Origin of the sequence: Wolbachia endosymbiont (group B) of Limnophora tigrina (assembly GCF_964263235.1) — a bacterium.
Taxonomy (GTDB): domain Bacteria; phylum Pseudomonadota; class Alphaproteobacteria; order Rickettsiales; family Anaplasmataceae; genus Wolbachia.
The window spans coordinates 136,225-162,579 of sequence record NZ_OZ181655.1 but is presented as its reverse complement, the minus strand read 5'-3'; the positions used below and the strand labels follow the sequence as shown (position 1 = coordinate 162,579).

General features: G+C 35.6%; 26 protein-coding genes. 21 read left to right on the top strand and 5 right to left on the bottom strand.

The window, feature by feature from the left end:
* Positions 1-9 precede the first annotated feature (9 nt).
* Together ACE38O_RS00695 and ACE38O_RS00690 are read left to right on the top strand one after the other, a co-directional pair.
* Positions 10-1,206: a hypothetical protein gene (locus tag ACE38O_RS00695; protein ID WP_374698726.1), complete on the top strand. Its 1,197-nt coding sequence runs from the start codon at positions 10-12 to the stop codon at positions 1,204-1,206.
* Positions 1,172-2,281, top strand: coding sequence for a hypothetical protein (locus tag ACE38O_RS00690; protein WP_374698725.1), 1,110 nt, complete (start codon positions 1,172-1,174; stop codon positions 2,279-2,281). Before ACE38O_RS00695 ends, ACE38O_RS00690 begins: the two co-directional genes overlap by 35 nt.
* 12 nt (positions 2,282-2,293) lie before the next feature.
* On the opposite strand, the gene ACE38O_RS00685 is transcribed toward ACE38O_RS00690, so the two are convergent.
* The 5 genes from ACE38O_RS00685 to ACE38O_RS00665 all read right to left on the bottom strand — a co-directional run bounded on the left by ACE38O_RS00685 (position 2,294) and on the right by ACE38O_RS00665 (position 7,397).
* Positions 2,294-4,060: an AAA family ATPase gene (locus ACE38O_RS00685; protein ID WP_374699107.1), complete on the bottom strand. Its 1,767-nt coding sequence runs from the start codon at positions 4,058-4,060 to the stop codon at positions 2,294-2,296.
* Positions 4,061-4,321: 261 nt separating this feature from the next.
* On the bottom strand, positions 4,322-5,548 hold the full coding sequence (locus tag ACE38O_RS00680) for an AAA family ATPase (protein ID WP_374698724.1): 1,227 nt from the start codon (positions 5,546-5,548) through the stop codon (positions 4,322-4,324).
* A complete protein-coding gene (locus ACE38O_RS00675; protein WP_374698723.1) occupies positions 5,545-6,033 on the bottom strand; it encodes a hypothetical protein in 489 nt (162 codons plus the stop codon). Before ACE38O_RS00675 ends, ACE38O_RS00680 begins: the two co-directional genes overlap by 4 nt.
* Before the next feature lie 23 nt (positions 6,034-6,056).
* The gene (locus tag ACE38O_RS00670; RefSeq protein WP_341820695.1) at positions 6,057-6,854 is read right to left on the bottom strand and encodes an ATP-binding protein; all 798 of its coding nucleotides are present in this window, start codon (positions 6,852-6,854) and stop codon (positions 6,057-6,059) included.
* 51 nt (positions 6,855-6,905) lie between these two features.
* Positions 6,906-7,397: a sigma-70 family RNA polymerase sigma factor gene (locus ACE38O_RS00665; RefSeq protein WP_264376794.1), complete on the bottom strand. Its 492-nt coding sequence runs from the start codon at positions 7,395-7,397 to the stop codon at positions 6,906-6,908.
* Between the two features lie 881 nt (positions 7,398-8,278).
* Here ACE38O_RS00665 and ACE38O_RS00660 point away from each other — a divergent pair.
* The 19 genes from ACE38O_RS00660 to ACE38O_RS00570 all read left to right on the top strand — a co-directional run bounded on the left by ACE38O_RS00660 (position 8,279) and on the right by ACE38O_RS00570 (position 26,345).
* The gene (locus tag ACE38O_RS00660; protein WP_374699106.1) at positions 8,279-8,749 is read left to right on the top strand and encodes a Holliday junction resolvase; all 471 of its coding nucleotides are present in this window, start codon (positions 8,279-8,281) and stop codon (positions 8,747-8,749) included.
* 133 nt (positions 8,750-8,882) lie between these two features.
* Complete coding sequence (locus ACE38O_RS00655; protein ID WP_374698722.1) at positions 8,883-9,353, top strand: hypothetical protein; 471 nt, start codon at positions 8,883-8,885, stop codon at positions 9,351-9,353.
* An 18-nt stretch (positions 9,354-9,371) separates the two neighbouring features.
* Complete coding sequence (locus ACE38O_RS00650; protein ID WP_374698721.1) at positions 9,372-10,841, top strand: ankyrin repeat domain-containing protein; 1,470 nt, start codon at positions 9,372-9,374, stop codon at positions 10,839-10,841.
* The gene (locus ACE38O_RS00645; RefSeq protein WP_374698720.1) at positions 10,838-12,664 is read left to right on the top strand and encodes a phage terminase large subunit family protein; all 1,827 of its coding nucleotides are present in this window, start codon (positions 10,838-10,840) and stop codon (positions 12,662-12,664) included. The genes ACE38O_RS00650 and ACE38O_RS00645 overlap by 4 nt, the downstream gene beginning before the upstream one ends.
* A 1-nt stretch (position 12,665) precedes the next feature.
* Positions 12,666-12,890 (top strand): hypothetical protein, encoded by a 225-nt coding sequence (locus ACE38O_RS00640; RefSeq protein WP_374698719.1) that lies wholly within the window; start codon positions 12,666-12,668, stop codon positions 12,888-12,890.
* Positions 12,891-14,318 (top strand): phage portal protein, encoded by a 1,428-nt coding sequence (locus tag ACE38O_RS00635; protein WP_374698718.1) that lies wholly within the window; start codon positions 12,891-12,893, stop codon positions 14,316-14,318. It begins immediately after the preceding gene.
* Positions 14,315-15,382: a S49 family peptidase gene (locus ACE38O_RS00630; RefSeq protein ID WP_374698717.1), complete on the top strand. Its 1,068-nt coding sequence runs from the start codon at positions 14,315-14,317 to the stop codon at positions 15,380-15,382. The genes ACE38O_RS00635 and ACE38O_RS00630 overlap by 4 nt, the downstream gene beginning before the upstream one ends.
* Positions 15,383-15,459: 77 nt before the next feature.
* On the top strand, positions 15,460-15,828 hold the full coding sequence (locus ACE38O_RS00625; protein WP_374698716.1) for a head decoration protein: 369 nt from the start codon (positions 15,460-15,462) through the stop codon (positions 15,826-15,828).
* 34 nt (positions 15,829-15,862) lie between these two features.
* The gene (locus ACE38O_RS00620; RefSeq protein ID WP_374698715.1) at positions 15,863-16,867 is read left to right on the top strand and encodes a major capsid protein; all 1,005 of its coding nucleotides are present in this window, start codon (positions 15,863-15,865) and stop codon (positions 16,865-16,867) included.
* Positions 16,868-16,969: 102 nt separating this feature from the next.
* The gene (locus ACE38O_RS00615) at positions 16,970-17,290 is read left to right on the top strand and encodes a hypothetical protein (protein WP_374698714.1); all 321 of its coding nucleotides are present in this window, start codon (positions 16,970-16,972) and stop codon (positions 17,288-17,290) included.
* Positions 17,283-17,753, top strand: a complete 471-nt coding sequence (locus tag ACE38O_RS00610; protein WP_374698713.1) for a phage tail protein — start codon at positions 17,283-17,285, stop codon at positions 17,751-17,753. Before ACE38O_RS00615 ends, ACE38O_RS00610 begins: the two co-directional genes overlap by 8 nt.
* On the top strand, positions 17,750-18,268 hold the full coding sequence (locus tag ACE38O_RS00605; protein WP_374698712.1) for a hypothetical protein: 519 nt from the start codon (positions 17,750-17,752) through the stop codon (positions 18,266-18,268). The genes ACE38O_RS00610 and ACE38O_RS00605 overlap by 4 nt, the downstream gene beginning before the upstream one ends.
* Positions 18,258-18,779: a phage baseplate assembly protein V gene (locus tag ACE38O_RS00600; protein ID WP_374698711.1), complete on the top strand. Its 522-nt coding sequence runs from the start codon at positions 18,258-18,260 to the stop codon at positions 18,777-18,779. The genes ACE38O_RS00605 and ACE38O_RS00600 overlap by 11 nt, the downstream gene beginning before the upstream one ends.
* A 10-nt stretch (positions 18,780-18,789) precedes the next feature.
* Complete coding sequence (locus ACE38O_RS00595; RefSeq protein ID WP_374698710.1) at positions 18,790-20,748, top strand: PD-(D/E)XK nuclease domain-containing protein; 1,959 nt, start codon at positions 18,790-18,792, stop codon at positions 20,746-20,748.
* A gap of 75 nt (positions 20,749-20,823) precedes the next feature.
* On the top strand, positions 20,824-22,062 hold the full coding sequence (locus ACE38O_RS00590; RefSeq protein WP_374698228.1) for an IS256-like element ISWpi15 family transposase: 1,239 nt from the start codon (positions 20,824-20,826) through the stop codon (positions 22,060-22,062).
* Between the two features lie 88 nt (positions 22,063-22,150).
* The gene (locus ACE38O_RS00585) at positions 22,151-23,698 is read left to right on the top strand and encodes a DUF4815 domain-containing protein (protein ID WP_374699105.1); all 1,548 of its coding nucleotides are present in this window, start codon (positions 22,151-22,153) and stop codon (positions 23,696-23,698) included.
* A gap of 17 nt (positions 23,699-23,715) precedes the next feature.
* Entirely contained in the window at positions 23,716-24,942 is a 1,227-nt protein-coding gene (locus ACE38O_RS00580; RefSeq protein WP_374698709.1) for a hypothetical protein, read from the top strand.
* Between the two features lie 3 nt (positions 24,943-24,945).
* On the top strand, positions 24,946-25,149 hold the full coding sequence (locus tag ACE38O_RS00575; protein WP_374698708.1) for a hypothetical protein: 204 nt from the start codon (positions 24,946-24,948) through the stop codon (positions 25,147-25,149).
* Positions 25,146-26,345, top strand: a complete 1,200-nt coding sequence (locus ACE38O_RS00570) for a hypothetical protein (RefSeq protein ID WP_374698707.1) — start codon at positions 25,146-25,148, stop codon at positions 26,343-26,345. The genes ACE38O_RS00575 and ACE38O_RS00570 overlap by 4 nt, the downstream gene beginning before the upstream one ends.
* Positions 26,346-26,355: the final 10 nt, after the last annotated feature.

Genomic DNA, 26,355 nt, shown 5'->3' with positions numbered 1-26,355 from the left:
TAATCTGTTATGAATATTCATCCAAGTTACGAATTCTGGGAAAGTGATTTAGAAGTTCCGGTTAATCTTTTACTAGATCGCTTTCAAGATTCAAAGATACGTCAGTCTTGGTTAGATTCTCTTTCTGGTAAACAACTGAGCATCATTTTTCAGCATTGCTTTAAAAGTCATTTAAATGGGCAGCTTTTTCAAGATGGAGACTACGATGATAGGTCTACTCAACAAAAACGTAAGATACTTACCAGTTACTCTGACTCTCTTTTTAACTATTATCTCATTAGCTACTTTGATCGTACAAAACTTGAGGCTACAGTTAGTGAAGTAGCAAGATTTGCTCTGACTGAGAAGTTAATGAGATCGTATCTGATAAAAAATAATACCAAGTATGATAAAAGATCCTTATTGTTTTTACTATTTCACATAAATTGCAAACTTCTAAAATCTGTTTATCACTTTGATAAAGTGCAAAAGAAAGGTTTCATATCATTTGCTCTACAGAAACCACCAAGACAAATAAATACTTCATTTAAGGAATTTATGTCACAAGAAGCCGTAGAGCAGATACTTAAGGATGATGACCAGTTGCAGGGTTTTTTCCATCATCAAGATCGAATATATATGTTTGTACGTCGAGGAAGTGACATGGATTTACTGCTTAATTCAAACAAAGTTGTTCATGGTCATAAACCTGAGTGGATGATTTTAGATTTTTCGCTTGATGGTACAAAGGTTAATCTCTGTGCTAAAAATACTAATAAAGCTGTGGAAATAGCAAATAGTATTGCAAGTGGTTATTTTAACTGTGAATGTACTTTTGTAAATATACAAGATAAGAACTTTCCACTACAAGTGCATAAATTTCTTCAAGCATGTATAGAGGGTTCTGATCCTGATATTTGTATATTTGAGTTAAATTTTAAGTCAGATTATTTTAAAAATAGTAATACATATCTTACTTTAAGTGTAAAGCCGTATGATCCTATTGCACCAGAGTTACATATTTTAAAGCCATCTATTGGCAACATACTACAATCTATTCAATCAGCTAAAGTAATGTTCCAAAACAAAAAGGTAACATTTTCTTTCAAATCAAGTGGGGAAATTTATTATTCAGAGCATCCGCTCAATAAAAAAGAAAGAGAGGACCTGAAGAAACATATGGAACAATCTTATGGTCTTAAAATCCTTTCACGAGCAAATTGCTGATCTTTTAAGTTCAAATAGTTCTTGGATTAATCCAAGTCAAAATCATATTAAAGCAGCAAGGTACTTACTCGATCTTGGATTGATAAAAATGCAAGAAAGGTACTATATTGTTTGCTCTCGTGAAGAAGACCATCTTGATTGGCCAAATGTAGTTGATCCAAGTTGTAGCAATGAGATTTTCATCGATTCAGACTTTGATGAAGCATGTGATGACGCTATTTGTGAAAACTGTTCTCGTCATATTTTACCTAATACTTATCAAAAACAGAGATTTCATCTCTTATCCATATACTTAAATATAGAGAAAATCATAGACTGGTTTGAAACCGAGTTGAATGATTCAAGACTTATGTGGGAAAAAGTGGAAAAAGGAGTTTATTATATTTGTAATCAAGGTCGCATTGTAAATCTAATAATCCTTGATTTTTGTACTGATGCAATATTTTTAACCATAGATAAACTTAGAGTCCATACGACAGTTCTCATCACCCTAAAAAAAGATATACCGAATCTATTATTGAGCCTATATATAGTGCCAATGGTAGAACTGTTTTGTCAGCTTAAGACTTTAACTGAGATATTCCAAGAGGCAGCTAAAAGAGGAGTACCAAAGGTAGTAGAAAATACTTCTTTGCAAGTTTTACCAGCTTCATATATTTCGCTTAAACGTGTTGAACCAATTGTACCAACAAAGCTTTTGGAGTTACAGGTAGTTAAAGGTATGGTATATGTTAATAGCGTTGAAGTTATAAATAAAAAAGCTGTATCATGTCTTAATATTTTTCGAATATTGTTCAAGCAATTTTTACATGACTGTGAGAAAGAATTACCACCTGAAAAACATACACTTCTCAATATTAATCAGTTAGAAAAACTCTTGGGACTTAGTTTAGAAGCAGACTTAGAACAGCAAATCAGAAAACCATTAAACAAGATGCAAAAAACGATCAAAGCTACATTGGCTGAGAAATTAGGATTAAGTATTGAACGTGATGATGTAATACAAACACTTGGTTGGCAAAGATTATCACATGGTTATCGGATTAACCCTTTTACTTTGACTATAAAAAAATAGAGTTTTTTGTTATCAAAAATAGTTTTTTTCAGCTCCATGAATAAATTTTCCCACCCCACGTGCAAATGGTCCTGTTTTTACATCAAGCCATTTATCCTCTTTTGAGCCATTAGCCATTCCTTTAACTATTTGCTTTGCCTGTAAAAGCTCTTGCACTATACGCTCTAATCTATCCCTTCCCATACTATGAAAAATCTCAGGCAGTCTATGTCGTTGTTTATGTATTCCTGCACTTCCTGTATGAGTAAATGGATGTCCTGAACTAGCAGCTCGCGCAATTGAATCAATAAGATATATTTTAAGATCTTTATCGCTAATATTTTGAGCTTTTAATTGTTCAGTGATGTCTTCTAATAGCCCTGTTTCTTCATTTCTTAGATAAGTACGTATAGTACGATCAGCCAGGCCATTTGCTTTAACAACAGCTCCATAAAATAGTGCATTTTGTCTTGGGATTTTTCCAATTGACCTAAAAATCATTGGTTTAGTCATATCTTCAACAGGCCAAAAAGCAAAAGAACACCTGACTCCATTTACGAGAGCAGAAGTGCCTCGAATAGCATCTCGTGCTTGCTCTACGGTTGATATAGGTTTTTCTCCCTTTAATTTCCTCATATGATGGGCAGTAATTATTGAAGCTCCAGTGCTACATGCTAAATCAGATAATAAACACATGAGATAATCCCCTACTGCTGGGTCAGCATTTAAATCTGCATGAATGAAAGAAGCAAGGGGATCAAATATAATGAGCTTTAAATCCTTTATTCTGCTCAGCTGCTTCATTACCGACTCAAATTCTGGAGATATTTCTACAACTTTACCGCGAACATTCTTAAGTATGGTAAATGATCCTCCTATATTTGGCAGTGGTACAATAAATAGCCTATCTTTATATTTTAATCTCTCGCATTTTGGATCGAGTCGTTCTAAGCGACGATGTATTTCATTTGTATCATCCTCTGCGGAAAATACCACCACAGATCCGTGTTCAGTAACAAGTGGGCCAAATCCACACACCTGATCTATGCTACCTGCAACCTTGAGGGCTAGGTCAAGAAGAAGCATACCTTTGCCTGTATCTCCCATTGCAGCCAAAATAGATGTGACACCCAAAGGAAATAATCCATCAACAAGAAATTTTTGTTTTGGTACCGGTCCTACAAAACGCTCTACGCTCCAGCTGAAAATATCAAATGGTGGTTTAATAATTATTTTTCTTGAGTTTTTTTCGATAAATTCTTCAATATTTATTCCCTCTAACACACAATCAGCAGCATCCCAACTCTTTGGTTTATCCGGTGGAATCTTAAGCGTAGCAAGTGATGCAACACCAAGTTCTAAAAGTTTCTTTTCAGCGTTTTTGGCATATTTATTACCTGCTTCATCATTGTCTGGCCAAATAATAATATGCTTGCCCTTAAGCGGAGTCCAATCTGTTTTATCAATAGGCGCATTTGCTCCAAACATTGCTGTTGTTGCAGTTATTCCTTTCTCTATAAGTGCTTCTGCGCATTTTTCTCCTTCAACCAGAATAACCTTATTGGACTTTAAAATACCCGGAATGTTGTAGAGTGGCCTTATCTCTGGCTCTTTGAATCTTTGTTTTTTAACATCAAATGGTTTAAACTGTTTTTTCTCTAAAGGAGGATCATAACGGTAGACTATTACAATCAATTGGTTATTTTCATCGTAGTAGTTCCAACTACAAGTCAGGTATTGTTCTAGATCTCTAATATTATTTTTTTCTTTGATGCCAAGCCATTCACTTATTGAGAGCATTACTTCAGGAAATTCTGTTTTCGCATTCTTCCCGTGTACTGTTGCCCAAAGGTCAATAATGTCACCACCTTCTCCTGTTGCAAAATCTTTCCATAATCCGGCTCTTTCACCTGTTAACTCTATTACAGTGCTTTTGCCTTTGTTACCCTGTACATCACCTACATAAAACTTATCTCCACGAAATGTTCCTCTTGGTAGTAGGTGAAAAAGACAAGATCTGATGTTTTGCAGAAGCTGAGTTTTCACGTTTTTGCAGACAAATTAAGCCGTAGCTACAACTTTAGAATTCTGCCAACGTCCATTTACTCTACTAATGAATTTTGCTGGTATTGATTTACCGTTTCTTAGCTCATATACTACTTGCAAGACATTTGTACGTTTATTTGGTTGAAACATTACCATACCAGACGTATAAAAACTTCTTAAAGCATTAGCACCAATTAAAGCTTGAAAAGGACTTTTTGCGAGTGTAGCTGTCGATACTTTTCTGGTATGACGTGTAATAATTATTCCAGCTGTAGGATTAATCACAGAACGTAGTCTTTCTATTCTGCTTTGCAGGCCAGAAAATATATTTTCATAGTCAAGAGAATCCAAAACGATAAGGTCTATCATTTTGATATCAAACTTTTCTTTTATAATATCTTTTATTTTCTCTATACCTTCATCATTTAAAATTAATCTCATCTTTGTAGTAACAATCAAGTTTTCTTCTGCTAGATTTGGCAGCCTTTGATTAGTTATGATTTGTTGTATGCGTTCCCTGATATAATTGTACTCCATCTCATTTTGCAGATAGACTATTTTTAGTGGCCTTGCTGACTTCATCTTGAGAAATGACACTCCTGCTGCAAGATGTGCAAGCAAAGAGAGAAGAAAATAACTTTTGCCAACCTTTGGCGTACCACCAATAACTAAAAGACCACCTGGAGTGAGAATTCGTGGAGCTATTATATCTTCTGGTATTGGTGATTGATCACTCAAGTACTGCTTTACAGAAAATACTTTTTCTTCTCTCTCCTTTTTTTCCCCACTCTTTGATTTCTTATTGAGCCACTTTCTAGCAGAATATATATCACCCTTAATTAAAATCCAAAGATCAATAATATCACCGCTAGTCCCTTTGGTAAAATTACGCCAATCACCAGCTTCCTTACCTACTATTTTAACTGTAATTGTATTTCCATTTAAGTCTCCAATATAAGTTTTTTCTCGGTAAAACTCACCATTTGGAAGTAGGTAAGAAACACACTCCTTGATATTATCAATCAATAACATCTTTAACTCTTTTTGCTTTTTAGACATAAAATTCCCATACATATTTTTCATACGTGTAAAGTTGAGATTAGCTAGCTCACAAACAGTTTCAAAAGATTTTGAATTCAGCCAATGAATTGCTTCTTCTCTTAGCTTTGGGTTTTTTCCTACTGCGTCCTGAATACCTCTAGTAACGACAGCAGACCAAAGCTTTTCCTCGTCGTACTTCAAAATGGTACTCTGTCAATTTCATAATTTTTGCGGTATTCTGGAGTAACTACCGAAGCAATTTTGTTCTTCTCTCCATATTCATCAGTTATAACACCTACCTTTACTGTAAACTCTAAGCCATTTAATTCTGCAATTGAATTTAGCTTACGAGCAAGGATTGCACTTTCTGAGTTATCATGTGGATGAATGTCACGTGCTGATTCTAGAATACTGCGAAGCATAGAGCGACCCATTTCTCCCCAAGTATCTTCTGCTTTACTACTTTTAATACCAATTATTTGGTAAATCTTATGCTTTTCATATAGACCTTCAATAACGGTAAATTCTGTATTTAAATAAATGCTACCAGTAGTGGGGCTTTTAGTAAACCAGTGTTCATGACCTCCAGGCTTGATTGTCATTTTTACCTTTACTATTGTACCTTTTGGTATCAATCTACTTTGCGGTTTTACAGTGTTAAAGTCAGTTAACAGGTCTTCTAACATATATCATTCTCCATGTTTAAATTTTAAAACTTGCTTTTAATCTTTGTAAGCAGCTTACCTAGGTGTGGTTCTTCAACCATACTCAGACGTCCACTACGATCCTTAGCTGGGTATCCCCAAGGGTTTAAAGTGTGGCAAACAAAAGAGCGCTTCTCCGTTCCATCATCTTTCTTGATTCCAACCATACTGATTACTTCGTCAACTATCCCAGGAATTTCGCTGGCAGTTTTAGTCCCTTCACATTGAGGTAGCCAAATTGGACGATTGAAATCATCGAGATATTGACCTAAAGTGCCAACTATGATGATGTCTTTGTCTCTGATATGCTGAAATTGGTTGAGCCAGGCCATCATTTCTTGCGCAAGTAATCCATAGGCAGCTCTCATATCCTGTTTTCCTGATCTCTCAGAAAAAGCTTCAGGTTGCATTTTTGCCCATAAAAGACATAAACGTGAAGCAACGGTTATACTATCTACAAAGATGCATTGGTATTTAGAAAACTCAGAGAAAAGATCTTTGTACTTACCAGATACATGTTCATGGTGTCTTTGGCTATATGCTTGATCAGACTTCAGCGCAGGATTAGGCCCCCCTATAAGACAAGCAATATCTCTAGCTTCATTCCAAGTGCGAAGACTAATTGAATCTCCTTGCCAATCTTGAACAGCAAGAAGCCCTGCTTCAAAATCAAGGCAAAGTGTTGGTTCATCTACGGTCTTTAGGAGACTTGTTTTACCAATACCATAAGGACCAAAGATGACCATTTTTACAGTTGATATTGTTTGCAATCTTTCATTATTATTCAAAATTTTAAGAACCATTATTTATCCATGCTACGATGTATATATATACAAGAAAGGCAAAAATTTTGTTCAATTTTTCTTTTTGCCTTCGTAGTAAATAGGAGAAAGTTTGGCACGTATCTTCTTGATAATATTGTTTAAAGTGGTTCTTGAAACGTTGTTCATTTTGGCAACTTCATGTAAGTTGAAAAACTTAAGTTGCTCACATATATTTTGCCATTCCTTTGGTAAAACCGAGATCATATAGTCTACATCAATGCGTTTTGTTATTTCACTCTCAAGTAGCTCTGTTACATCGATACTAATATAGTTATTGATATCGCGTTTTGCACATCGCTGTTTCTTTAGCAAGTTAATAGCTTTGTTTTCAGTTAGTCTTGCTACAAAAGTGTTAAAGCTACTTTTATCTTCATTATACTGATCAAGACATGGCCAAATTTCACAGAAGAGTTCTTGCTCAAGATCTTCGTGAGCTTCATTAATAAAGCACTTAGCAAGTTTCAGTCTATAAGCTTGATATTTTACATTTTTAATAACTATATGGTAGTTTTGTAATTTCATAACTTTCCTTAAAAACAAATTGATGCTTTTAAGGATGAGAGTTATTAATGCTGTTATGTAGGACAGGAGCAAAAATAAATAATACTGATGCGATTTTTAATCTATTGATATTCTGTTATTTTTTTTTGAGAATAATACTTATACAATTTAAAATAATACAATTCAGGTTTTTGGAACCTATTTTGAATGGATTTCAATATTTTTAAGAATGGGTAGCTCAGGCTTCCTAAAGTTATATTAAAAATATATAAGAATTTCATATTTTGAAATTCAATATCACCTAAAGAGCTAAAAATGTGGATTTCGCTATTAAAAGAATAGCTTAAATTTTTAAGAGGAAAATAGTTGAAAAGTATGCTCTCTATAACCTTAAGTTCCGTTCCTAATTACTGGCTTCCTAAATCAGGAATTAGGAATCTAGAACTAGCCTGTATGGCGGGTTTTCACCATGCGTTCCTAAAACCGTTCCTAGGAACGGCATATCTGAAGTCTGCTAATATGGAGGATTCTAGCTTCCTAGAACCCTTATATATAATATATATATAATACATATATAAAAATATACACATATATAAAAACATATAAAATATAAGATTAGAATAATAAAAAAACCTCTAGAAGTAGAAAAATCATGTTTAGAATAAGTAAGGTTTTCAAATTCGAGAATTATAAAAAATTTTTCAAAAATTGAAGATTTTTTGGACGAAAATTTTTCAAATCTTGTATATATATGTACACAACAATTGAAAGATTTGGTAAACAAACTGCTGTAAAAGAGTTTTCATGTTAGTTTTTAGTTGTTAAATTTCGAAAATTAAAGATTTTTTGGACGTAATTTTTTCAAATCTTGTATATATATGTACCTGACGATTGAAAGGGGAATGCTTACACTAGATCTTGGTAAACAAACTGGTTGGACTATTTTACATGATGGAATAGTACAAAGTGGAAGTAAGAGTTTTCATGTTAGCAGGTTTAGTGGTGGTGGAGTGCAGTTTTTAAACTTTCGTAATTGGCTTAATGCACTTAAGTGTAAATTTCCAGGTATTGAAGTTGTGTACTTTGAAGAAGTGAGAAGACATCTAGGAACTGATGCTGCACATATCTATGGAGGGTTTTTAGCACACCTTTCTGCTTGGTGCGAGGAAAGCAATATTCCCTATCAAGGTGTTTCGGTTAAGACTATTAAACGTTTTATAACTGGCAAGGGAAATGCAAGTAAAGCTGATGTCATTGAAGCAGTACAGGAAAAGGGTTTTTGTCCAACAGATGATAATGAAGCGGATTCTTTAGCTTTAATGTTCTATGTTATGAACGTTAGTAAAGATTTTAGTGTATTAAAAATATCATAGAAAGTGGGTCCTTTTAGCTAGGCTGGCGGGTTTGGTGGTGCTGACCTCGGGCCTTCTTTAGCGTTAGATATATTTCAAATGTTAACTACTTACGAAATTATAGCTGAGCAGTGCTAAAAAAGGAGAAAAAAAGGTGAAAATTACGCAAGCAGAATGGGCAAGGGAAAAAGGTTTTTCGAGGCAATATGTCTGTTCTTTAGTAAAAAAAGGAATAGTTGAGCTGGAAGATGGACTCATTGACCGAGAACAAGCAAATGAAGCGGTAGCAGCAATAAGAGATCCAAGTCAACCACTTAGGAGAAAAGAGCGCGGAGAAACACTTTCAACGATATTGCTAAAAACGCGAATAAAAAATGAAACCGAGCGTGGTAAACTTTTGGAAGCTAAAGTGAAAGCTGAAATAGGCAAATTTGTGTCAATTGAAGAGGTAAAAACTGAAGCATTTAACGTAGCAAGAGTTGTCCGTAATAATTTGCTTAATATTCCAAATAGAGTTTCAGCGCTGCTTGCATCACTGAGTGACACTGAAAAGATTCATATGGCGCTAACTGAAGAGATTACAAACTCACTCGAAGAATTATCTAACACTAAATTTCAAATATAAAAAGATTTTGAATATAAAATGACTGATAACTTAAGTTTAGAGTTAATAAAGTGTCTCATCAATCAACCTGGATTAGATGTTAATGTTAGAGGATTAAATGGAAAGACACCACTACATTGCGCTATAGAGTTTGACGAATTAAGCATGGTAGATCTGCTACTCACAAAAAAGAATATCAATCCTTTTCTAGAAGATAATGATGGTAAAACATCTCTTGATTACGCCAAAGAAGGGAAAAAAGCAGAGATATTACAAGCGCTAATTAATAACAAATACGGATCAGAACAAGATAACTTACTTCATTTAGCTGCAATGATAGGTGAAGTTAATGCAGTTAGATATTTGATAGGAAAAGGTATTGACGTTAATGTACGAAATGCTTTGCATCATACGCCATTACATCTAGCGGCAGGCATAGGACATGCAGAAGTTGTAAAGATTTTGATAAGAGAAGGAAACGCTGAAATGGATGTCTTTGATGCGCGAAATCAGACACCAATGCACTATGCAGTTAATAATAAAAAGTTGGAGATAGTAAAGTTACTGCTAAAGCTAGGAGCAGATGTAAATAGCGCACGTATAGGGCAAAACTCAATGAAATTGTCACCTGTTCATATAGCTGTAAGTAATACTAATTACGATGAAAGAGACTTATGTCTTGATATCCTCAAATGCTTAATAAGGGAGCCTAATGCTCAAGTCAATTTGCAAGACTACGAAAATAAAACACCACTACATTACGCTGAAAGACTTAAAACAATAGAGGTCTTACTAACGCGAGAAGATATAGATCCTCTGGTAAAAGACGATAGCGGCAAGACACCATTTGATTACGCTAAACCTGAGATAAAGAAGGCTTTGATGAATAATAAATACGGTTCTGAAAAGAATAGTCTATTGCATTTAGCTGCACAAAGAGGAGAAATTGAGCTTGTAGAGTCTATCTTAAAAGAAGAAATTGATATTGATATTTCAAATAATAAAGGTCTATCACCGATTTATCTTGCTGCAGAAAAAGGGCATTTACATGTAGTAAAGTTATTGCTGAAAAAAGGAGCAAATTATATACCTGTTTTGCATTTAGCAATCAAATCAAACAATTTAGAGTTACTAAAAACTTTATTTAAAGAAAAGAGCATCAAATTACCAGATGAGATAGGCAAGTCTGTACCAGTTTATCATAGATGTATAGAATATAGAGATGCAAAAGTAAGAAAATACAATAATGTGATCTGTGTTTTTACCTCAGTAAGTGCAGTAGCAATGGCAGCATATATAGGTTTAACGGTAACAGCAATAAGCAGTGCAATCATTTTTGCAACAATAACAGGGGTATTTGCGCTTGTTATAGCAATAATGATAAGTGAGATGAGCAAAAGATATATAGAAAAAGAGTTTCAGAAAAAGATGTTTATGGAACTGGAAGAGTGTAGTTCTACTGTTAATGATGTTGAAATAGAACCAATTATGAGTAGATGCAGACAATGATATACGCCACATCTTTTTCTGAAGGTTTAAGACCAGACCCGCAACTTAAAGTATCAGAGTGGGCGAATGAGTATCGAGTTTTAGCAGCAACTGCAGCATCAGAGCCAGGTAAATGGAGAACGGAAAGAACTCCTTATTTAAAAGAAATCATGGATTCACTTTCTCCGTCCTCACCAGCAGAAAAAGTAGTATTCATGAAAGGAGCGCAGATTGGAGGAACAGAAGCTGGTAACAATTGGATTGGCTATATTATAGACCAAACACCAGGGCCAATGCTAGTAGTACAGCCAACAGTTGAAATGGGAAAACGTTGGTCAAAAGGAAGATTTGCTCCATTAATAGAGAGTACGCCATGTTTAAAAAGTAAAGTAAAAGACCCAAGATCAAGAGACTCAGGCAATACTGTGCAGAGTAAGGAATTTCAAGGTGGAATAGTAGTAATAACCGGAGCAAACAGCAGTGTAAGCCTCCGATCTATGCCAGTAAAATATCTCTTTCTTGATGAAATAGACGCCTATCCAGGAGATTCAGGTGGTGAAGGAGATCCAGTGCTGCTCAGTATTGCTCGAACTAATACATTTGCACGGCGAAAGATTTTTTTAGTATCAACGCCAACAATTCATGGAATAAGCAGAATTGAGAAAGAATTTGAAGCAACAGATAAGAGATATTTTTTTGTTCCATGTCCGCATTGTAATTACTATCAAGTTTTAAAATGGTCACAAATAAAATGGGAAGATAAAAATCCAAATACAGCACACTATATATGTATAGAATGTGGTAAAAAGATAGAAAATCATCAAAAGACAGAGATGCTTGAGCGTGGAGAATGGAGACCTACTAATAGAGTAAAAGGTGAGAAAAAAGGATTTCATCTTTCAAGTCTTTATAGTCCAGTTGGCTGGTATAGTTGGCAACAAGCAGTAGAAGATTTTCTCCATGCAAAAGAAAGTGAACAATTACTGAAGGTTTGGATAAATACTACGCTTGGAGAAACCTGGGTAGATAAAGGAGAAGTACCAGACTGGAAGCAATTATTTAACAGAAGAGAATTTTTTCAGATTGGCACAGTACCTAGGAGAGAAGTAGTACTTACTGCAGGAGTAGATGTGCAAAAAGATCGTCTAGAGGTGGAAGTTGTAGCATGGGGAAAAAGCCGTGAAAATTGGTCAATAGACTACCGAGTATTTGAAGGAGATACAGGAGGTAGGGAAGTATGGGGAAAACTCTCTGAGCTCTTAAATCATCATTTTATCGGTGAAAATGGGCTTGAATATATGATAAGTATGATGGCGGTTGATGCAGGCTATGCAACACAGGAAGTATACAACTGGGTAAGAGGTCATCAAGGATCTGGAAGAGTAATGGCAGTCAAAGGTGTAAATAAAGCCCTAGTGCCACTTAGCAGCCCAAGTAGAGTAGATATAACAGTTGGTGGTCAAAAGCTGAAAAGAGGAATAAAGCTCTGGCCAGTAGGAGTATCAATCTTAAAGTCAGAGCTTTTTCAATTACTTAATGTTTTAAAAGAAGAAGAGAAAGTGCCAGCAGGATATTGTCATTTTCCTGAGTATGCACCTGAATATTTTAAGCAGCTAACGGCAGAGCAATTAGTCAGCAAGGTAGTAAAAGGATACACCAAACAAGAGTGGCAAAAGGTAAGAGAAAGAAATGAAGTACTAGATTGCCGAATTTACGCAAGAGCTGGATCGATAGCACTGGGAATAGATAGATGGCCAGAGAGTAAATGGAATAGTTTAAGTGAAAAACCAGAAAGTAAAAAACCTAAAAAAGTAAGACAAAGTAGATGGTTGAATGAGAAGTGAAATGTACAATCAAGAATATTTAATTCAAGTCGAAGAAGCGATAAAGAAACTGCAAAATGGAGAGCGAGTGGTATCAATTGCATATGGTGACCATGTGGTAAGATATGCTGAAGTAGATATAAATGATTTACTAAGCTTAAGACAACGAATTAAGGCTGAGTTAAAAGTTGCAGGTATGAAGCCAAAGAGAAAGATTATTTTTTCAACCAATAAAGGAATTTTATAAATGCTACTAAAAACCTTCAAGCAATTATTTAACAAACCAAAGATAAAAAGCTCTGCATGGGATGCGGCAGGCTCAGGAAGGAGATTTTTTCACTTTCAACCAGAGTTAGGAAGTATAAACAATTTGCTGTCTCAAAGCCTTGAGCACTTACGTAGCCGCTCTCGTGACATGGTGAGAAAAAATCCATATGCAGCAAATATCATTGATACAATAGTGAGTAACTCTATTGGAACAGGAATAAAACCGCAATCAAAAGCAAGAGATGGAGAATTTCGAAAGAAAGTACAAGAATTATGGCTAAGATGGACAGATGAAGCAGACAGTAACGGAGTAAGTGATTTTTATGGATTACAAGCTCTAGTGTGCAGAAGTATGATAGAGGGAGGAGAATGTTTTGTACGTTTAAGAACGAGAAAGCTGGAAGATAGATTTTCTGTACCATTACAACTGCAAGTACTTGAGTCTGAACATTTAGATAATAAAACAAATCAAACTTTAGGAAATGGTAATGTAATAAGAAACGGGATTGAGTTTAACAGGCTTGGGCAAAGAGAAGCATACTACCTATTTAAAGAACACCCTGGTGAAAGTATGTTTGGAGAATCAGTGAGAGTGCCAGCAAATGATGTTTTACATATTTATAGACCATTAAGACCTGGGCAAATCAGAGGGGAGCCTTGGCTTTCTAATATACTGCTGAAGCTTTATGAGCTTGATCAATATGATGATGCAGAGCTGGTGAGAAAGAAAACTGCAGCAATGTTTGCTGGATTTATTACGAGACTCGATCCAGAAGCAAATATCATGGGAGAAAGTGAAAGTAATGAGCAAGGAGTGGCACTATCAGGTTTAGAGCCAGGAACAATGCAGCTTTTAGACCCAGGAGAAGACATAAAATTTTCAGAACCGTCAGATGTTGGAGGAAGTTATGAAGCGTTTATAAGACAGCAACTCAGGGCAATAGCGATTGGTACAGGGATAACATATGAACAGCTAACAGGAGATTTAACAGGCGTTAATTATTCATCCATTCGAGCAGGATTGATAGAGTTTCGCAGGAGGTGCACGATGTTACAGCATAACATTATGGTATTTCAGTTTTGCTGTCCTGTATGGGATAGGTGGTTAGAGTTAGCACTACTTTCTGGAGAGCTAGACATAGGTGAAGAATGGACAAAGGGAAAAGAAGGAGCAAAAAAAGAAGTAAAATGGATACCACAGGGATTTGATTGGGTCGATCCGCTAAAAGATCAGCAAGCACAGCAAATGGCAGTAAGAAATGGGTTTAAGAGTCGAGCGGAAGTAGTATCAGAAATGGGTTATGATGTAGAAGAAATTGACCAAGAAATAGCAGAAGATCAAAGACGTGCAAGTGAACTGGGCTTAAGTTTTGATTCTGACGTTACGGCCAATCAAGAGGTGATATGAAACAACAAACAATATGGCTAAACAGATGTGTAATGGTAGAACCAAGGAGTTTTGAATTACTGTCACTACAAACAGGAAAGCAGCCTATCTTTAAAAATATAAAACATGCAGTAAGAAATAGTGAAAGAGGAATAATACCGATACATGGAATCTTGACAAAAAAGTCAGAAACTTTTGATGATATTTTTGGAATGACTTCCTATAATCAAATAGAAGCACAAATTACACAAGCAATAGAAGATAGTGATATAGAAACAATCCTGTTGGATATAGACAGTCCAGGAGGAGAAGTAAATGGAGTATTTGACCTTGCTGATTTTATTTACAGTGTAAGAGGAAAAAAGAGGATAATAGCGATAGCAAATGATGATGCATATTCTGCAGCGTACGCTATAGCTTCTAGTGCTGAAAAGGTATTTGTGAGCAGAACTTCTGGTGTTGGCAGTATTGGAGTAATAGCAAGCCACATAGATCAAAGTGGGTTTAATGAAAAGCAAGGTATTAAGTATACCACAATCTTTGCTGGTAGCCGAAAGAATGATTTAAATCCGCATAAGCCTATTAACTCTGAAGGTTTAGAAAGTTTGAGAGAGGAAATAGATCGTTTATATGAGATGTTTGTCCAGCTAATAGCACGTAATCGAAATCTTTCTATAGAAGCAATCAAATCAACAGAAGCAGGGCTATATTTTGGCAAGAACGCTGTGGATAATGGTCTTGCAGACGGAATTACAATTCTTTCGGAGTTAAAATCTATTAATAAAAACAGGAGTATTACTATGAACGAACAAACTATAACTGACCTAAAAGAAGAAACTAATCATTTAACTAAGTATCGTACTGAAGTTGTTGAATTAATACGTTTGTGTAACTTATCACGAATGCCAGAGAAAATAGGAGAATTTATTGAGCAAGGCGTAAGTATTGAGCAAGCCAGGGAAGTGTTAATGGAGTTACTTGCAGAGCGAACGAAGAAGACAGAAATACTAAGTGCAATACCACAGAATTCATCAGAAGATTTGATGATGGGAGTAGCAAAAAGTCGTGCGCAATCAGGCATTTAAAGTATTTGTATAACCGCCGTGTATAACAACCATAAACATGGCGGTAAAACTAAAGGAAAAAAAGGAGAAAAGAAAATATGACATGTATAACTGAACAAAATAATCTGGGTGACTTATTAAAGTATGAGGCATCAAGTCTATATTCAAGAGACCAAATAACGGTAGCAAAGGGTCAAAATCTGAAGCTAGGGACAGTTGTTGGTCGTGATAAAGACAACATGACTAGGATAATAAATCCAACTACCACAGATGGCACACAAACAGCAATAGGTGTAATAACAAGTGATGTAAACGCAACGGAAAACACCAAAGCAGTAATCATTACTCGTATAGCAATGCTAGCTGATTATGCAGTTGTGTGGCCAGCAAATATCACTGAAGAACAGAAAGCTGAAGCAATAAAGCAACTTGAAGGACGAGGGATCATTATCCGCAAGGGGGCTTAAAAGCCCGACAAAAACAGCATTAAAGGGGGAAAGAATGCAAAATCCATTTACAAATACAGCATTTAGCATGACAGCACTAACAAATGCGATAAATATATTGCCGATAAATTATGGACGGGTTGAAAATTTAAATTTGTTTCCAAGTAGATCAGTAAGATTTCGACATATTACCATAGAAGAGCAAAACGGAGTATTGAGTTTATTACCAACGCAAGTCCCCGGAGCACCAGCAACAGTGGGAAAACGAGGAAAACGGAAAATAAGAACATTTACGATTCCGCACATTCCTCATGATGATGTAGTGCTGCCAGAAGAAGTACAAGGAATAAGAGCATTTGGATCAGAGAGTGAACTGAAAGCGCTGGCAGATGTAATAACTGATCATTTGCAGCTAATGAGAAACAAACATGCAATAACGTTAGAGCATTTGCGAATGGGAGCACTCAAAGGAATAATTTTAGATGCTGATGGTAGTGAATTATTAAATCTGTACAACGAATTTGAAATCACACCAAAAGTAGTAAATTTTGCACTGGGAACAGCAACAACTGATGTAAAGCGTAAGTGTCTGGAAGTACTCCGGCATATAGAAGATAATCTAAGTGGTGAATATATGACTGGAATTCATGCCTTGGTAAGCCCTGAGTTTTTTGATGCATTAACTTCGCATACTAAAGTGAAAGAAGCATATGAGAGATGGCAAGAAGGAGCAGCGCTAAGGAATGACATGAGGTCAGGATTTACGTTCTGTGGAATAACATTTGAGGAATATAGAGGACAAGCAACTGATCCTGAAGGAAATGTGAGAAGGTTTATAGAAAGAGAAAGTGGAAACTGTTTTCCACTAGGAACAGCAAGCACATTTACAACATATTTTGCACCAGCAGATTTTAATGAGACGGTGAATACGCTTGGTCAACCATTATATGCAAAACAAGAGCCAAGAAGATTTGATAGAGGGACCGATTTACATACTCAGTCAAACCCTTTACCAATGTGCCACAGACCGGGAGTATTAGTAAAAGTCGTTGCAGCATAACAATACTGGCAGAGCAACTAGAAAAATGGTGAGGGATAAAACTGCCCTGCCAGTACGCCCCTTCTTAGCATGTATGTAGAGATTAGTGCATAAAGGAAAAAGATGCAAGAAAAAATAAAAAGATTATTGAAAGATTGTTTTGCACATCTGGGAGAGCAAGCGTTGTATGAGTCAAAGGATAAGTCATATGTGGTGCAGATACTAAAACGACAGCCAGATAAATTATACGAGATTGGTGAAGGGCAATTTGTGGGAGAAATTTTGACTTTAGAAGTAAGTGTGTTTGATGTATTAAAGCCAATGGTAGGAGATATTTTTGTTATTGATAATCGTAAATATAAAATATACTCTCCGCCGCTTCGAGATAACTCAGGAATAGTATGGAATATAAAGTGCACGGTACTTGGGGAGAAAGGTGTTTAAAATTGAAGTTATTGAGAGAATTATTCACAATATTGATGCCAGTAAAGCTAAAGTAGAACTGGCAGCAGTAAGAGCGCTGAACAAAACGGCATCATGGTTAAAATTGGAGGCTACTCGAGAAATAAGTAAGGAAAAGCAAATTAGCCTGAAAGTAATTAGAAAAAGACTAAGAATTATCAAGGCAAGAAAAAGCACTTTGAAAGTTTTAATTAGAGCATATCTGTATGATATAAATATAAAACAAGCAAAAATAAGAACAGCATTTAATGATGCATTTATGGCAACGATGCCAAGAGGCTATCGTGGTATTTTTAAACGTGTAGAAAGAACAGCACTACCGATAAGGGAAGTAAAATTACCACTTGAACCTGAGGCTTCAAGAATAATAGAGAATCTTGTTAATTATGAAGTTGAGAAAGTCTTTACAAAGTTTTTTGAACGTGAATTGAATTATATTTTATGACGACATTTTGGACTAATTTACATCAGGGGATTTGTAATACACTAAAAACAGAAATACCAGTAGTACAAACATGTGAAGTGTATAGAGCAATACATAGAGAAATAATAACTCCGGCAGTGTTTGTAGAGCTTGCAAGTTTAGAACCTGGAAAAGATTCGGGAACAGAAGAATTAGCGCTGAAAGCTAGATTTGAGGCAAGAATTGTGATTGATAGCACAATAGAAAATGCTCCTGTAATTGTAAGATCATTAGCAGCAGAAGTAGCAAGAGTAGTAAATAAAAATACTTGGAAAATGGAAAAAATTTCACCAGCAGAATTTTTATCTGCAGAACCAGATGCGTTTAAACCAGAACTAGATGCTTATCTTGTGTGGCTAGTTGAATGGGTTCATGAGGTACACCTTGGTGACTCAGTGTGGGCGGAAAGTAATATTCTGCCGAGTACTGTTTACATTGGGTTTACGCCTGATATTGGAGTTGCTAATAAGGATAAATATGTAAAAAATGATGGATAATTTTAAAGATGCAGATTTACCAAGAAAATTGGATAACTTGATTAGACTTGGCACAGTGGAAGAAGTGGACTGTAGCAAGGCTAAAGTACGTGTAAAAACGATAGGTAATATATTAACAGACTGGTTGCCATGGATAACAACAAGAGCTGGAGAAGATAGAAGTTGGTCTGCGCCAAGTATTGGAGAACAGGTAATAGTACTTTCGCCGTCTGGTGAAACTGCTAAAGGAATTGTCCTACCGGCAATTTACTATGAAAAATATCCTTCCCCAGAGGGAAGTAAGGAAGAAGTAAGTAGTTTTGTTTTTAAAGATGGAACAGTTGTTTACTATGATCAAAATGGCTACAAGTTTACAGTTTCTGTTAAAGAAGAATGGACACTTATTTTTGCGGTGAAAGAAGCACGAATAGAGGTAGCTAATAAAGAGATTACCTTACAGGTTGGAACGTCAAGTCTAAAGATTACTGAGAATGGCATTGAGTTAAATGCGAAAAAAATAAATTTAAACTAAACTGAGAAAAATGTTAAATAAACCAGAGCTAATAGAGTTATTACTTACTAATTTAAAAGAATTTGAGAAAAAGTTTCAAGAGCTTTTAAGTAGAGTGCCGAATATTCACTCGCCTAATAAGATAGAATTCTTTACGCATTTTTTTCTTGGTTCAGTTTTAACTATTGCTCACACTCAATTGATGAAAAATATCATTATTAATAATATATTTTGGAAAATTATAAGAGATGAGACTGCTAAAATTACAACACTAAAATTAATTTTTAAGATTAGTGATGATGGAAAAAACAAGTTGATATTCAGAACGGTTACTACTGCCAAAGATATTTCTTTGCTTCAGCACTATAATAACAATGAGTTAAAAGAACTTAAAAAAAGAGCATTAGAAGGCGTGTTCATGAATGAATGCGATATTAGCGGTAAAATATTTCACATTCGAGCAGCAGAGAATTTAGAAGAGGAAGATAGCAACAAAGATGAGAAAAAGGGTAAGTCGTTTAAGTTAAAGGTGGAAGATTTAAAAGTAAAAGAGTCAGAAGGTGAAGAAGGAGAAGCATTACATGAAGCGTTGGAAAAAATACGAAATTTAAGTACAATAAGTGAGGAATTTCATGAAATTAACGTAGGATCACGCAATAGCAGTTTTGATGATCTTTTATCGGAACTTTCTAGTCTTAACATAGATAAAGTGGAAAAAGCTATAGAAGGGATTTTTAAGAAACTTGCTGATATATATAAAGAACACCTTGATAAAACAGAGTCAGCATATCATAGCTTTGTTTATGGTTTTTTGGCAATGAACTACAAATATAGGTATGACCTTGACTGTTATGTGGAACGTATCGAAGGCAAAGGTTATACAGACTTGATACTGATTTCGCGTAAAAGAAATAAAGATTGGAATGCAATTCCTGTGGTAGTAGAATTTAAAGCAGGAACAGAGAGTGTAGACAAAGCAATAGAACAAATAAAGAATAGAGGTTACCTATACACTCCACTTAGTATGAGAACTTCTGCTAAGGAAGGAGTAATGGTAGGAGTAAATTTTGCTCTTAACCCTCCAGTTGTTGCAGAGAAAGTAGAAATATATCAATCACAAGGCTTTATAGATGAGTTGTTAAGTAGAATAAATGGTCTGCTTAGAGCTACAGATAATGAGCAGAGAGATAATATTAAAAATGATTTGAAGGAAAAAATAGAAAAAGAAATAAAATACCTATACTTTGCAGCTTCTGGAGTGAAGACAGAAAATTACCTAAGCAGGTTAATTTTAGGACAAATGCTAACTGCAAAAGTACCAAACGGTAGTAAGCATATTTTTATTCATAATAGTCAACATTTTTCTTTTTATGGTACAGATGAGATAATAGTTGAAAGTAGGCAAGTCAGTACTTTTATAATCAAGAAACAAAGTGAAAAATTTATTTTTAATATTCTTGAATACAAAGGAAAAGGAGTACCCAGAACCAGAAGTGTAGAACCGGTGCATTTTGAAAATAGACATGTTTCAACTGCAGAAATTAAATTTGATAATCAATATACACAGTTCAATATAAAAATAAATTCAGAGTCAGTAAAAACGAAGTCATTGGAAATAAGCGTTAGTTGTATTAACGATTTTTCAGAGAAAGAATATCAAGGTAAGTCATCAGAAATTAAAAACATCACTTTAGATAGCTTTTTTGATATAAAAGAAGGAGATAGCAAAGATGTTACTAGAGAAGATCAAGAAAGCCAAAACGAATCAATAAATATGTTGGAAAAGAAGTTACTTCCACATAAAGGGTTAATAGAATCAGAAAGCCACTTTCAGGCAGTGATGCAAGGTTTGCTGATGAATTATAAGAAAGAAGACAAAAAAACTTTAGTATTTACAGAGGCAAATCCTTCAGGCCAAGGAAGAGTAGATTTAGTCGTTTCACTATTTGGGAAAAACAACAACGAGCATAAAATTACAGTAATAGAATAAAATGGGAGTGTTAAATAAACTGTGTCAAACCGAAAAAAAAGTAATAAATTGATATAAAAAAATGGAGGTTTGACAATGAGTCAGAAAGTAGTAAACAGAACTACCGGTTTGGTAGATTATAAAGAATTAGAAACAAATATCCTGTCGTCTATACGAGAAGGAAGACCGTTGACAGGAAGAGATGGAGCATTAACACCGTTTATAAAAAAGTTGCTGGAGGTAAGCCTGGAAGGTGAAATAGAAAACCACTTGTCGGCTGAAAGCGAAGAGAATAATCGAAGAAATGGGAGGAATGCAAAGACTTTACGTACAAGCGCAGGGTCATTTGAGCTTTTGACGCCAAGAGATAGGGAAGGAAGTTTCGAACCACAAATAGTCAAAAAAAGGCAAACAAACTTACATCCAGAGCTTGAAACGAAGATTTTGAGCACATTTGCCAGTGGTATGGGCTATAGAGATATAGTGTCACATGTTGAGGAAATTTATGATCACAAAATATCGGCGGCAGAGATATCAAGTATTACTGACAAATTGCTACCAGTAATCAACGAATGGCGTAGTCGCCCGCTGCAGTCTGTATATCCGATAGTTTTCATGGATGGCATGTTTTTTAAAGTCAAAGAGGACGGGCATTGCGTAAGTAAATGCATGTATAACATATTAGGCATAGATCAAAATGGCAAAAAAGAAGTATTAGGTTTTTATTTGGCTGAAAGTGAAGGAGCTAACTTCTGGTTGGGAGTGCTAAATGACCTCAAAGAAAGAGGAGTAGAAGATATCCTTATTGCCTGCGTTGATGGGCTGAAAAGCTTTCCTGCAGCTATAAACAGTGTCTTTCCTAATGCGGAAGTGCAGATGTGTATAGTGCATCAGATACGCAACTCACTGAAGTATGTGGCCAGTAAAGATGCGAAGAGTTTTTTGAGCGATTTAAAGAAGGTATATCAAGCTTCAAGCAAGGAAATTACCGAGAATTATCTGTTGGAATTGGATGAAAAATGGGGCACAAAGTACCCTATGGTTATAAAATCTTGGCAGAATAATTGGGAAAACTTGTCTGGTTATTTTAAGTATTCTGGTCCAGTTAGGAGGATAATCTACACCACCAATCCCATAGAGGGGCTACATAGGCAAATTAGGAAATTCACTAAGACCAAAGGCTCATTTACCAGCATAAATGCCTTGTATAAGCAGGTATATTGTGCTATAAAGAAGGCAGAGGAAAAGTGGACGATGCCTGTACATGATTGGGCATTAACTATCTCTCAACTTGATGTTTTCTTTCCTGGCAGATTGAAAATTGAGTTGAACTAAAAATGCGGTTTGACACAGTTTATTTAACACTCCCGATTATCAGGCAGAGGGAGTAACCAAGCGTTCTGTTAATGGAGAATTTTACCCTATTTATAATGTAGAAAACGGCGTATTAATTCAGCATGCACCACCACCACAAGCAAATGCAGTAAATACTGCTCTTGCTCGTTATGACCGAGAATCAAATGGTTCATATGTAGTAAATGGCCTTGATGTAATGTTTTTACAGAAGGAAGAAAAAGAAGGTAAAGCACAACAAGTATTTGTAGTAAATGAAGGTAAAGCTCATGTAGAAGGTTATGAGATTGAGCTACCACATAGTATGCGTGTACGTTTTGACGAAGATCCAGACATTAAACAAGTTGAATCAGAGCCTCATACTTTTCAGCCAAGCGATAAAGAAGCAATGGAACTGAAGCTGAGTGATACACCAGTTACAGAGATTACTAAAATAGATATTACTGTACAAAAAACTGTTACCTTAACTCATGGGTCATATTCAGGAGCCGTTGATCCAATACCTGACTCTGCAATAGTTGAAATCATTCAAGTTAAGCAAGGTGGTACTATCTATGTAAAGGGTACAGATTATCGCTTAGATTCTGGAAAGATTGATTGGAGTCCATCAGGTGGAGAGCCAGCACCTGGTAGCAGTTATGAAGTAACTTACCGGATACGTACTCGTGCTATTGCACAAGACAAGAGTGAAAAAGGATGTAAAATTTCAGGTGCTGTAAGTGGTACATTGGTGCTAGTTGATTATAGCTGGAAAATGCCACGTTATGACCTAATCACCATTGATATAGGTGGAGTAGTGCGTCGTATAAAAGGCATAGCTCATCCTTGGCGGCCATCAATTCCAAAGGCGCCTGTAGGGCAGCTTGCACTGAGTTATGTTTATCAGCAGTGGAAGGAACAAGCAAATCCTAGTGTCATCAACAATGCTATTCATGTAGTGCCAATGAGTGACTTAGAGGCTATGAGAAGTAGTATAAGTAACCTTTATGCACTGGTTGCGCAAGAACGTTTACGCAATGATGCAAGCTTTAGAGAACCAACGGCTAAAAAAGGAGTATTTGTTGATCCATTCTTTGATGATGACATGAGAGATCAAGGTATTCCTCAGACTGCAGCAATTGTTGACAGGGAGTTAACTTTACCAATTAAAGTCACGATAGCAGATATTGGCAAAGGTAAGAAACCTTGGGTTTTGCCGTATGAGCTTGAATCAATTTTAGAGCAACCTTTGCAAACTATGGAAATGAAGATCAATCCTTATCAGGCTTTTGCACCAGTATCAGCAAAGGTTACTATTAACCTCAACATAGATCGTTGGACAAAGGTAGAAACCAATTGGTCAAGTCCAGTAACCAGAAGATTTAGCATTACATCAAGTCCAATTACTAAAGAAGTAATACTTGGATCTGGTTTAGCATTCAGTGAGCAATCACGTTCTACACAAAGTGTACTAATTGGTACGGAGACAAGTGATACTATGGAACTCTTAAACAGTAGGAGTAATGAAATTGCCTTTATGAGAGAAACAACACAAAACTTTGAAATTGAAGGATTTTCGCCAGGTGAAGAGCTTAAGGAATTAAAATTCGATGGCATTCCTATTACACCTATAGCATAATTTAAGAGAAGAAAAACATGTTGAAAGCTAACGATCAAGGAAAATTGAAAGGAAAATTTACTGTACCAAGCAATGTTCCAGCAGGAACAAAGCTAGTACAATTCTTTGGTAGCCAAGGTAGTTATGGTGAAGCAACTTATACTGGTCGTGGAGTAATAACTACTGAAGAGAGAAGACGCGTTACAGTGATCCCTGATACCAGGCGTGATGAAACAACAGTAGTGTCTCAGCGTTATGACCCCTTAGCACAGACTTTTACTTTGAATGAAAGCAGGCATATTGCAGGTGTAGACTTGTGGTTTACAAACAAGGGTGAAAAACGTGTTGTTGCACAGATTCGAGAAACAAGTGTTGGCATGCCAACACAAATGGTCATTGCAGAAGGTTATATATTACCTTCTGATATCAATACTAATGGTACTGCAACACGTATAACTTGGTCACCAGTTTGGTGTGAAGCAGGACAAGAATATGCTTTAGTACTACTTACTGATGATGCAAACACTGCAGTAAAGATAGCAGAACTTGGCAAGCATGACAGTGTAAACAACCGTTGGGTAACAAGTCAGCCTTACCAAGTAGGAGTACTGCTTTCATCAAGCAATGCAAGTACGTGGACACCACATCAAAATCGTGATTTAACTTTTAGGCTTTTAGCAGCAAAATTCACTGAGGTTTTTCACGTTTTTGATCTTGGGAAAGTTACTGCAAATAATACATCAGATTTAATAGCATTAGCGAATATTGATCGAGTGTCTTCTGACACCAACGTTGAGCTTACACTAGCTAAAATTGGTGAAAAACAAGAGCATAGTTTATCTGATAATTTGCCAATAGCACTAAGATCTAGGCTAAATGGAGAATTAATAGTTAAAGTAACACTGCGTGGATCAGAAAAAAGAAGTCCAGTATTTTATCCTGGGTTGCAGCTGATTCTTGGTGAAATTGCAGAGACTGGAGATTATGTAACAAGAAGTATTCCTGCAGGATCTAACACTAAAGTAACAATTACTTATGAAGCTTTGATTCCTGGTACTGCAGATATTAAAACTTATGTACAGCAAAGTAACAGTGAATGGCAATTGGTTGATTTAACAATAGGTAAACCTGTAGGTGATAATTGGGTAGAGCGTACTCATGTGCTAACAAGTTTTAACGCTAATGAAACAAGAATAAAGTTATCTCTCTCTGGTACGGTAGAATACCGCCCTAAAGTGAGAGCTTTAAGAGTAGTAATATCTTAGCAGGTGAAAAAAGATAAAACAGAAAGAGGATATTTATTGCCTCATCCAGATAATATCGCTGCTCAGGATGTGGTGCGTATTCGTAAAACCATTGAGCAAATAGATGTGGATATTTCATCAAGAAATACTGAACATGCAGAGCTTAAAAGCGCATTTGAGCGCTTTAGTTTTGAAACCTTTTTAAATTTATGGAGTAATAACAGATGACTATTGCCAAAGAAGTAGTTTATGCACTGCACCAAAGACTGAAAGAATTGGCTGTAGATGCTACACCTGACAAGATAGCGTATCTTGCCAAAGCATTAGAGTCTATAGCTGGACAGAGTACAGTACTTGATATTGTACAAATAACTGATGAAAAGCTTAAAGAACTCCTGAGTACAGCAACAAAACACTTAAAGGACCTGAGTGATAATAAAACAAATTCATTATCTGCAATAACTACAGCAAAAACAGAATCTTTAGATGAAATAAACACACTCAAAACCAGCTCTTTAAAAGCTCTAAAAACCTCATCAGACTCACATATATCACTACTTGATACGAGAAAAGATGCCAATATTGCTGCAATTGATAGTGCTAGTGATCTTGGTAGCATAAAAAACACACTTAAAGCTATTAATGATCTTCCAGAAGGTTCTTCGATAATGAAGGAAATACAACCACGAGCTGTTATTCAGCCTGGATCATTACCACTTTTATTTGGCGTTATAAGTAGAAATAATGACTATACTTGGGGCTATGGCCATTTTACAACTGAACTTGGTAAGTGGTATCTTGATACGTCGTATACCAACAACATGTTTAGTCTTATAGTAGGTTGTCATAACTATAACACGAGTTACGTTTCGTTTTATAAGCCACCAAGTATATATTTTATGCAGGGAAAAAATGGAACATTTATCTATAGAAAGTTATATTCACGCTATACGATTAGTGAAAATCACTTTAAATACCCCTATGCTCTACTAGGCATAATATTTGTAAAAAATACTACAAGTAGTGAGATAACAAGAACGTTGAATTTTGTTGGTTCAGCATATTGGAATTCACAATATGAAGGTGCAGGGTTATTTGTAGGAACGCCTAATAATACCAATACTAATAAAGGGCAAATATCGTCAATTAGCTGGCAGAATATTTATAATTTAGGAAGCTCAAGTAGTGGATTTTCTAATTCAGGTAGCATAATTATTCCAAGTGAAAAAACAGTGGCGGTCTTATTTTATACATCACCGTATTACTATAAAAGTAGCAATAATTACTACACTCAGTTCATGCAATGGGGAATATATAATTTTCGCAGCAATTTTTTAACTACGGGACTTGAGATAGATGTAGAGAGGACGCTAAGAGCTTGGCAGTGTTCAGGACTAGAACATACTTATCAAATTTGGCAGTAAAGAGGGGGAA